The 8,690-nt window shown below is 55.4% G+C and carries 7 protein-coding genes and 1 tRNA gene; 7 read left to right on the top strand and 1 reads right to left on the bottom strand.

The features are described from left to right. From AC0QHF_RS22420 to AC0QHF_RS22405, 4 genes are all read left to right on the top strand, one after another. A partial coding sequence (locus tag AC0QHF_RS22420; protein ID WP_324706476.1) for a virulence-associated E family protein occupies positions 1-1,809 on the top strand: 1,809 nt, incomplete at its 5' end. A gap of 30 nt (positions 1,810-1,839) precedes the next feature. Next, entirely contained in the window at positions 1,840-2,994 is a 1,155-nt protein-coding gene (locus tag AC0QHF_RS22415) for a tyrosine-type recombinase/integrase (protein ID WP_324706475.1), read from the top strand. A gap of 204 nt (positions 2,995-3,198) precedes the next feature. Continuing rightward, the gene (locus AC0QHF_RS22410) at positions 3,199-3,387 is read left to right on the top strand and encodes a hypothetical protein (RefSeq protein ID WP_324706474.1); all 189 of its coding nucleotides are present in this window, start codon (positions 3,199-3,201) and stop codon (positions 3,385-3,387) included. A gap of 428 nt (positions 3,388-3,815) precedes the next feature. After that, positions 3,816-4,610 (top strand): hypothetical protein, encoded by a 795-nt coding sequence (locus tag AC0QHF_RS22405; protein WP_324706473.1) that lies wholly within the window; start codon positions 3,816-3,818, stop codon positions 4,608-4,610. Positions 4,611-4,820: 210 nt separating this feature from the next. On the opposite strand, the gene AC0QHF_RS22400 is transcribed toward AC0QHF_RS22405, so the two are convergent. Beyond that, positions 4,821-4,894 (bottom strand) — tRNA-Arg (locus AC0QHF_RS22400). 49 nt (positions 4,895-4,943) lie between these two features. Between AC0QHF_RS22400 and moaC the strand changes: the two genes are divergently transcribed. The 3 genes from moaC to AC0QHF_RS22385 all read left to right on the top strand — a co-directional run bounded on the left by moaC (position 4,944) and on the right by AC0QHF_RS22385 (position 8,614). Beyond that, entirely contained in the window at positions 4,944-5,459 is a 516-nt protein-coding gene (gene moaC, locus AC0QHF_RS22395; RefSeq protein ID WP_324706472.1) for a cyclic pyranopterin monophosphate synthase MoaC, read from the top strand. 232 nt (positions 5,460-5,691) lie between these two features. Continuing rightward, on the top strand, positions 5,692-6,168 hold the full coding sequence (locus tag AC0QHF_RS22390; RefSeq protein ID WP_324706471.1) for a DUF4079 domain-containing protein: 477 nt from the start codon (positions 5,692-5,694) through the stop codon (positions 6,166-6,168). 10 nt (positions 6,169-6,178) lie between these two features. Beyond that, complete coding sequence (locus AC0QHF_RS22385; protein ID WP_324706470.1) at positions 6,179-8,614, top strand: ComEC/Rec2 family competence protein; 2,436 nt, start codon at positions 6,179-6,181, stop codon at positions 8,612-8,614. The last annotated feature ends 76 nt before the right edge of the window (positions 8,615-8,690 follow it).

The raw sequence follows: 8,690 nt of genomic DNA, 5'->3' as shown, positions 1-8,690 counted from the left end.
TCAACCTGGACATCGGCTCAACGGCGCAACCCGACCCCGTGTCTGAGTGATGACAAGATAGAGAACTGTATCAAGGCTTATCGGAGACAGCCACTCAACGCGATCGGTCCGTCGTTTCGGCAGGAGACGAGCGCCCCGGTGGAAAAGGAAACCCTGCAAATTCTCAAAGACCTGGAAAATATCAAGCGCGCCTTTGGTGGAAGGATTCAATACAACACCCGATTCAAACAAGTTGAAATTGACGGCGAACCACTCAACCCCGATGCCCCCGAAATTGACCTGGCAAAGAAGGGGAACATTCAGATCAAAGGGAGTCTGAGAGTCAAACATCAAATCATCCTTGATGTCGCCAAAGAAAACAGCTTTGACCCGTTCCTGAATTACCTGGAAGATTGCCATAGGAAGCGGGATGGGGTCAGCCGGATCGCAGGAGCTGCACAACGCTATTTCGGAACGGAAAACCCATTGCACCAGCGTTATTTAGAATGCGTTTTGGTCGGAACAGTCGCCAGAGCCTACAAACCCGGGTGCAAATTTGATACCCTATTTATCCTGCACGGCGAGCAAGGGTTGGGGAAATCAACGTGGTTCAGAAAGATGGTCAGCGATAACTTGTTCTGCGATGACATGGGAGATTTTAAAGACAAAGATGAACGGCTCAAAATGCACCAATCCGTCTGGACAGAATGGGCTGAAGTGGAAAACAATATCAATCGCAGTACATCGGGAAAAATCAAGGCTTTTATCACAACCCAAACGGATAATATTCGCCCCCCTTACGCCCAAAGATCGACACCATATCCCCGCATGAGTGTATTAGTCGGCTCCACCAACCGAACCGACTTCAACCACGATGAGACGGGGGCGCGTCGGTTTATGGTCATCCCCGTCTCACAACCCATTCCGGTTGACTTGGTGGATGAAGAGCGCGATCAGGTTTGGGGTGAAGCAGTTGACCTCTATAAACAAGGCTACCGATTCCATCTCACCCGCGAGGAACAGCAGCAAGCTAACCTACTCAATGAGGAGTTCACCGATCGCGGCTACCTACACGATCTGATTGAGGAGTTTGTCGCAGATAGGGACGAGGTTTGGACTGAAGAGATCAAGGAATGGCTTGATACCAAAGAAGATGAAAAATACAAGATCGGCGAGTTCAGTCGCCTTGAGCGAGACATCAAGAAAGTGATGACGGGTATCGGCTTCAGGCACGGGCGCTGGAAGCGAAACAGCATCAAGCGATCTGGGTACAGAAGAATCCACTCTATCCAGCAGGGGGACAGGCAGGACAGGCAGGGACAGGCAGAGAACAGGCAGGGTGTCCCCCCTGAAACGCCTGCACAGCAAGACTTCCAGACACAGGGGACAGGCAGGACAGGCAGACAGGCAGTTTTTGAAACAAACGATCGCGCTACTCCCGATCTGATATCCTGTAACTCCCGTAACGAATATGTGAAGGCTTTTCAGGAAATCTTCAAAGACTTGGCGGGACAAGGTAAATACCGAATCGGACGAAAAAAACTCCTGCTCAAATTCAAAAAATGGGGTGAAGCCGAAGCCGTCCTGACAGAACTGATAGACATCTGGCGATTGCAGGAAATCAACGGCTACATTCACCCCGTCCCACCAACACAACGGCGAGAATGGTTTTCTGTTGGCAAAGAAGTTGTTATCACCAAAGATGGCGATAAGCTCAAAGGCATAACCGGCAAAATCACCGAAATCGTCAACGAGAGGACCGTCCGAATTACAGCCGAAAGACAGTCTTTTCAGTACCTGGTCAAAGACCTAAAACCCGGTGATATTTAACGCCGAAAATTAACCCCATCAATAACAGTTATGAAAAAAGCATCCACCCCTCGTTACAAGGGAAAAGTCGGGGTGTCTTGTGTCAGAGGCAGATTCAGGCTAACCCTTCCTCGCGAACTGTTTGGAAATGAACAGGTACATCTATACCTTGGTTTGCAAGAAACTCCAGAGAACCGAAAAATTGCAGAGGCAAGAGCCAAAACGATTGAAGCTGATATAGCTTTTGGCAACTTTGACCCCACACTGGAACGATACAAGTCAACGACAGCGACCCCCCAAAAACGACTCAAACCTCAAACCCTGGTAAAAGTTTTCGATGATTACATCCAAACTCGTAAAAGTCGCGTAAGACCGGGCACCTGGAACAATGGCTACTTGGTGACGTTGCGACGCATCGAGCGATCGCCGTTCTGCCATGCGGACATATCAACGATTGTCGGCCAAGACATTTTTGATTGGGCAATCCAGCATTTTACCCCCGATACCACCGCCCGGTTTATGACCCAACTCAACGCCGCATTCAAATGGGCGATCGCCAAAAAGTTGGCGAACGGACCGTCGCCATTTGATGGGATGAGTACAAAGGCCAAAAAACTTAAGAAGTCGGACGACGACGACGACATCAACCCATTCGGCAAGGACGAACGCGATCGCATCATCCAAAGTTTTGGAACGGACCCGCGGCACAGTCACAATCTTCTATACGTTCTTTTCTGTTTTTTTACAGGTTGTCGCCCATCCGAAGCGATCGCCCTGCAGTGGTCTGACGTTGCCCCCGACTATTCCAAAGTGACTTTCACCACGGCGATCGTCTCAGGGAAAGGAGGGCGCAAGCGCTGCAAAGGACTCAAAACCCAGAAGCGCCGCGAGTTCCCTTGCAACGAACAGGTTCAGGACATTCTCAAGGAAGCTCGATCGCGATCGAACTCGGAGATCGTGTTTCCCAGCAAAACGGGCAAGCCGATCCAGATCGGGGACTTCAGAGCGAGACACTGGAAACCCGTCCTTTTAGAGTTGGGGATTGAGTACCGGAAACCCTACCAGATGAGACACACCTTTATCACCCAATGTCTTGAAGCCGGGGTTGATGTCAAAGACGTGGCCCGTTTGGTGGGGAACTCGCCGGGAACGATTTATAAGAACTACGCGGGGAAGAAAAAAGGACTTTCAGTCCCCGAACTTTAAGGCGTTTTGATGTGCAATTGATGTGCAATTAAACATCATTTAAACAGAGCAAACTTGAAAAGCTTTACGCCGTCGGAAATGTGGCGTTTTGACACCGTGGGACTTGAAATCGAGTGAGCCGAAAGGTTCCGTGGGTTCGAATCCCACCCTCTCCGTTGTTTCAGCCCCATACCCAATCACCTTCGGCGATAATTTGGATATAATTTGGCGATAATTTCCGGGGTTATAGTCAAACCGAAACCGACCCCGCCCCCCGTCGGCGCGATCGCCCCCACCATCATCCCGATCGCTCCCGGACACTTCCACGCCCCGCGACGGTCAACCACGGGTGCCAAAGATTCACCCCGCAGCGATACCCAACACCGCCGATCCGCGATCGCCCCCTCACCATAACGGCTATCTTATCAATGTACATTGATAGGAACGGGGTCAACGGGAGTTGTTTTTTCTCAATATTTTGATGGATCATTGATGGATCTGATGGATCGTTGGTGGGCAAAAAAATGACTTCCGGTCTGGTGCGATCGGGGGTTGGTGTAGAAACGGAGGCAGGTGGGCTGTTATTCTGATTCGTCCACCAATTCTTCTTTTTCAGCTTCCTCTTATCCTTTCTTTCATCCCCATTACTCAGTTTTGCTTTCAACGACAATGACGGGCCGCACGGGGGCCGGATATGGACCGAACCGGCTCCCGCGATCGCCCGCTGCGGGTGAGGACATTTTGGAACCCGAAGCGAGCCCCAAAAAAACTCCGTGCATCCGGCGGAAAACCAATTGGGTTTCCGTAGCTGTGTTGTACATCCGTGCAATCGCTATCCGATCGTGACCCGAAAAAAAACGTCTTGCTTCGGGGGAAAGCCTACGGGTTTCCGTAACCCCGTAGAACAGCCGCGCGATCGCTCTCGGAGCGGACGGCAAACGACCCCCACACGGCGGGACTCCCTCAACCGAACATTTCCCCACCCGACCCGAAACGAACCGCCAGACGCGCCATCACCCCCCGCCAGATGCCTCCAATCGGCGGGGACGGGTCGCCGGAGACAGTCCGACCCGGATCGGCTCCCCTGGATTAAGTTACCACAGGAAATCGCGATCGCCGACGCCTCCGAATGGGTAATCCAGCAGATGTTGGTTGACGTTCCCCAGTCACTCCCGCTTGTCGCGTCATCAGTTCAAGCGAACTGCCGCGATCGCACTCCGCCTCCCCGTCCACCGTCGGCGGCGATCGTGCCACTGACGCCCCGGATCTGTTTCCCGCCAATTCCCTCCCACAGATCAAAGAGCCGACTGTATGACGGTCAGCAAAAATATCACAGTTTGAGGCTGACCAAAACGCCAGAGAACTGGAAAAATGGCTACCTGGTGACGTTGCGCCACATTCAGCGATCGCCGTACCGCCTGTCGCCCGTCCGAAGCGATCGCCCTCAGATGGTCGGATGTCGCCCCCGACCTGTCCGAACTGACATTCAACAGCGCAATCTTGGCGGGGAAGGGGGGACGCAAGCGTTATCAGGGACTCAAGACCGAACCGAGCCGGACGTTCCCCTGTGGCAATCTCCTCCGAGATCTTCTCACCTCAGCGCGATCGCGGGGGGATTCAGAACTGGTGTTCCCTAGCGTGACGGGCAAGCCGATCAATCCGGGTGATTTCACCCGCAAGCACTTGAGTTTTGATTTTTGAGTCAAAATTGACTGATTAATCAACAATTGACCAATTATTGAACCTATGTCAGGAATAGGTTATGAGTAACTTTTAAGTTGACAAATGGTTATAGCGCCTTGAGTCAAGTGCTGTAAACCGTTGCAGGACAAGGATTAAAAGGGAAACGGGCTAGGAGGGATTCGAACCCCCGACACCGTGGTCCGTAGCCACGTGCTCTAGTCCACTGAGCTACAAGCCCGAGCAGGCGTTTAACTGCCCGAGTTCTTATAATAGCACAGGTTTTCCAAATGACAAACAATTTTTCCGAAAATAATCCCCAACCCCTGACCCACCTGGATTCGAGCGGTGAAGCCCGGATGGTGGACGTGTCGGAAAAGGCCAAAACCCGGCGGCGGGCGATCGCGGCGGGGTGGGTGCGGATGCTGCCGGAAACCCTGGAGGCGATCGCGGCGGGCAATGCCCCCAAGGGCGATGTCCTCACCACGGCCAAACTCGCCGGCATCATGGCAGCCAAACAGACGGCTCAACTGATCCCCCTGTGCCACCCCCTGCCCCTGGGCAAAATTGACGTCAACCTCACCCCCGACCCCCAACTTCCCGGCTACCGGATCGAGGCGTCCGTGGTGACGACGGCGGAAACCGGGGTGGAAATGGAGGCGATGACGGCCGTTTCCGTCGCCGCCCTCACCCTCTACGACATGGCGAAGGGGTTGGAAAAGTCGATCGAAATTGGTTCGATCCGGTTGGTGAGTAAAAGTGGGGGGAAGTCGGGGGATTATTATGAGAGTCGGGAGGTGATTTGAGATGGGATGGAGTGTCATATCATCCGCAGATTACGCAGATTTCACAGATTTGTTATTTCCTATCAACCGAGAATTGGCTCAAGATTTGGGGGATTGAGGTGAGTGATTTCTCCGTGTCCTGGAGTGCCTGGAGTGGTGAAATTTTCCGCTCTCAACTCCGAGGCCGAAAACTGCGAGAATCTCAAAAAATACTATAATCTGGATCGACAAAATTGATGCTGAGAGAGGAAACATGGATGTGAGGGCTTTGTTGGAGCCGATCGCGGATTTTTTTGCGGGTTTCAACCTGCCGGAACCTGTCATCGAGTGGGGACACCCGGTGATGATGGGTATCGTCATTTTCGTGATGGGGAGTTTTGTCGGATATACCGGGTGGCGGGGGCGTTTGGCGGCGGACAAAGAGGCCGCGATCGCCAGCCGTTCGGGACACCGCCAACTCGCGCCGTGGATGTTTCTATTTATGGCTTTGGGCTTTATCGGCGGCCTGTTGTCTCTGGTGATGCAGGGGGAACCGATTTTTGAAAGTCCCCACTTTTGGACGGGTACGGCCGTTTTGGGGCTCTTGGGAGTCAACGGCGCTATCTCCCTGAGTCAATTTGGGGGCGATCGGGAAGGGTGGCGGATGGCCCACGCCTACATCGGCAGCGTCGCTTTGCTGTTGATGGTGGTCCACACGGTCTTGGGCTTAAAATTGGGCTTGTCCATCTAAATCTATCGCGATGAATCAGACGGCAGCGATCGCCCTCGGGTTGGCCTACATTCTCGGATTGCTCGTTGCCCCATTTCCCTGGGGGGGCTACGTCCTCCTGGGGGTGGGGGTGGGAATGGCAGTCCTGACGACTCTGTGGCAGTACCAGTTGCGACGGCGTCGTCTGGCTTCTTCCCGGCGATCGAAAACCCAAATCGGGCGGAAGCGGGGTTCCGCCCTCGCCCCCCCGCCGGAGGCGGTTCCCCGGCCCCCGATCCAGCCGATGGCGTGGTTGGGGGTGGGATTGGTCGGTGTCCTCGCCCCCCTGTATTTCCAGATGCAAACCCCCGAACCGGCGCCCGACGATATCAGCCAATATATTGTGTCGGGGGGCAAAGTCGAAGATCTGCTGATCACCGTGCGGGGAAAGGTGGAGGGTTCCCCCCGCCTCACCCGTTCCGGCAATACCCAATTTTGGCTGCGGACGAGGGAAATTAACGAAATTACCAGCACTCAGAGCCCCATCGAAGTCAGCAAACCCGTGTCGGGGAAACTCTACGTCACCGTGCCGGTTTTGCAGGGGACGGGCCTGCACCCCAACGAAACGGTCGCCGTGACGGGGACGCTTTACACGCCCCAGGCGGCGCTCAACCCCGGCGGCTTCGATTTCAGACGCTATCTGGCGCGGCGAGGGGCGTTTGCGGGGATGTACGGGCGCTATCTGGTGCAAAAGGAGGAGCAGGCCTGGGGATGGTGGCGGGTGCGACAGCGGATTCTCCGCGCCCAGGTTTATCGGTTGGGTGTGCCGAAAGGGACGCTGCTGGCGGGGATGGTGCTGGGGCGGCGGGCGGTGGATCTTCCCCCGGATATCGGCGATCGCTTCGTGGAGGTGGGGTTGGCCCACACCCTGGCGGCATCCGGGTTTCACGTTTCCCTGCTGCTGGGGGTGATTTTGGCGCTGACGGTGGGGTTGGCGCCCGGTTTGCGGTTGGGGATCGGGGCGATCGCACTTTTATTTTACGTCGGATTGACGGGAGGATCGCCCTCGGTGTTGCGGGCGGCGCTGATGGGGGTGGCGGCGTTGGTGGGTTTGGTGATGGACCGGCGGGTGCGCCCACTCGCGGTGCTGTTGGGGGTGGCGGTGCTGCTGCTGCTGTGGAATCCGCTGTTGATTCACAATCTCGGATTTCAGTTCAGCTTTTTGGCGACGTTCGGGCTGTTGGTGACAGTCCCGCCGCTGATGCGATCGCTCCGGTGGCTCCCCCCGGTTATCGCCACCGGTATCGCCGTCCCCGTGGCAGCGGCGGTTTGGACGCTCCCCCTACAAATTTACGTCTTCAACCTGGTGTCGCCCTACAGCATTTTGGTTAATATTTTGGCGGTCCCCTTCGTCACCCTCATCACGCTCGGGGGAATGCTGACGGCCCTCGTTGCCCTCGTCTGGCCCTGGGGGGCTTCTCAGATGGCTCTGGCGCTGTATTACCCCCTGCAGGGCTTGATTTCGATGGTGGAATGGTTCGGCAATCTGCCCGGAAATTCGGTGGCGGTGGGGGGGTTGTCGCTGGTGCAACTGATCGCCCTGTACTGTATCAATGTGGCGATGTGGGCCTGGGGAAGCCTGCGGGAGGCGCGGAGTCGGGGAAAACAGCATCGCCGACGCCGGAGCATCGGATTTTATCCCGTGGCGGCGAGCGTCCTGGTCGCGATCGCGATCGTGGCGGTTCCGGTGGCCTACGCCCAATTCACCCAATTTCGCGTCACGGTGCTGGCCGCCGCCGACAAGCCGATTTTGGTGGTTCAAGATCGCGATCGCGTCCTGTTGCTCAACAGCGGGGACGAAAAGACGGTGGAATATACGATACTGCCCTTTTTGATCGAGCAGGGGGTCAACCAGATCGACTGGGCGATCGCCACCCACCCCGAACTGCGGTTGAATATCGGCTGGCTCCCGCTTTTGGAGGAATTGCCCGTCCGGATTTTCTACGACACCCCCGCCCCCAAAGATGCCTTCAAACTCAGTGCCGACACCATCCAGGAAACTCTCGCCGCCCGCAACGGCCTGTATTTGTCCTTGCAACTGGAAAATCCCTTGGAATTGGGGGCGACTCGGGTCAAATTGATCGAGGCGACCATTCCGGTGTTGGAGTTGATATTGGGCGATCGGCGCTGGCTGCTACTCGGGCTAAGTTCCCTCGAAGACCAATCCCAGTTGCTCACCCAAAATGACAATTTATCGGAAATCGACATACTCTGGTGGTCCGGCGACTATTTGGCCCCCGATCTCCTTGAAACCCTTAACCCCAAAGTCGCGATCGCCTCCTCCAACACCGTCAGCCCCGAAACCGCCCAAGCCCTCGAAAGTCGCCAAATTCAACTCTTCTGGACCGCCCGAGATGGAGCCTTGCAATGGACTCCCAACGAAGGCTTCTCCCCCGCCCTGACGGCTGATGTGGGCAGTGGGGAGTAGGGAGTAGGGAGTAGGGAGTAGGGAGTAGGGAATGGGGAATGGGGAATGGGGAATGGGGAATGGCTTCCTCCGCCAC

The sequence above is a fragment of the Lyngbya sp. CCY1209 genome (assembly GCF_055795065.1).
This window is presented reverse-complemented; position numbering and strand designations above follow the sequence as displayed.

Coding starts and splice junctions, on each gene's coding strand:
- AC0QHF_RS22415 (WP_324706475.1), top strand. CDS start 1,840: ATGAAAAAAGCATCCACCCCTCGTTACAAGGGAAAAGTCGGGGTGTCT.
- moaC (WP_324706472.1), top strand. CDS start 4,944: ATGACAAACAATTTTTCCGAAAATAATCCCCAACCCCTGACCCACCTG.
- AC0QHF_RS22390 (WP_324706471.1), top strand. CDS start 5,692: ATGGATGTGAGGGCTTTGTTGGAGCCGATCGCGGATTTTTTTGCGGGT.
- AC0QHF_RS22385 (WP_324706470.1), top strand. CDS start 6,179: ATGAATCAGACGGCAGCGATCGCCCTCGGGTTGGCCTACATTCTCGGA.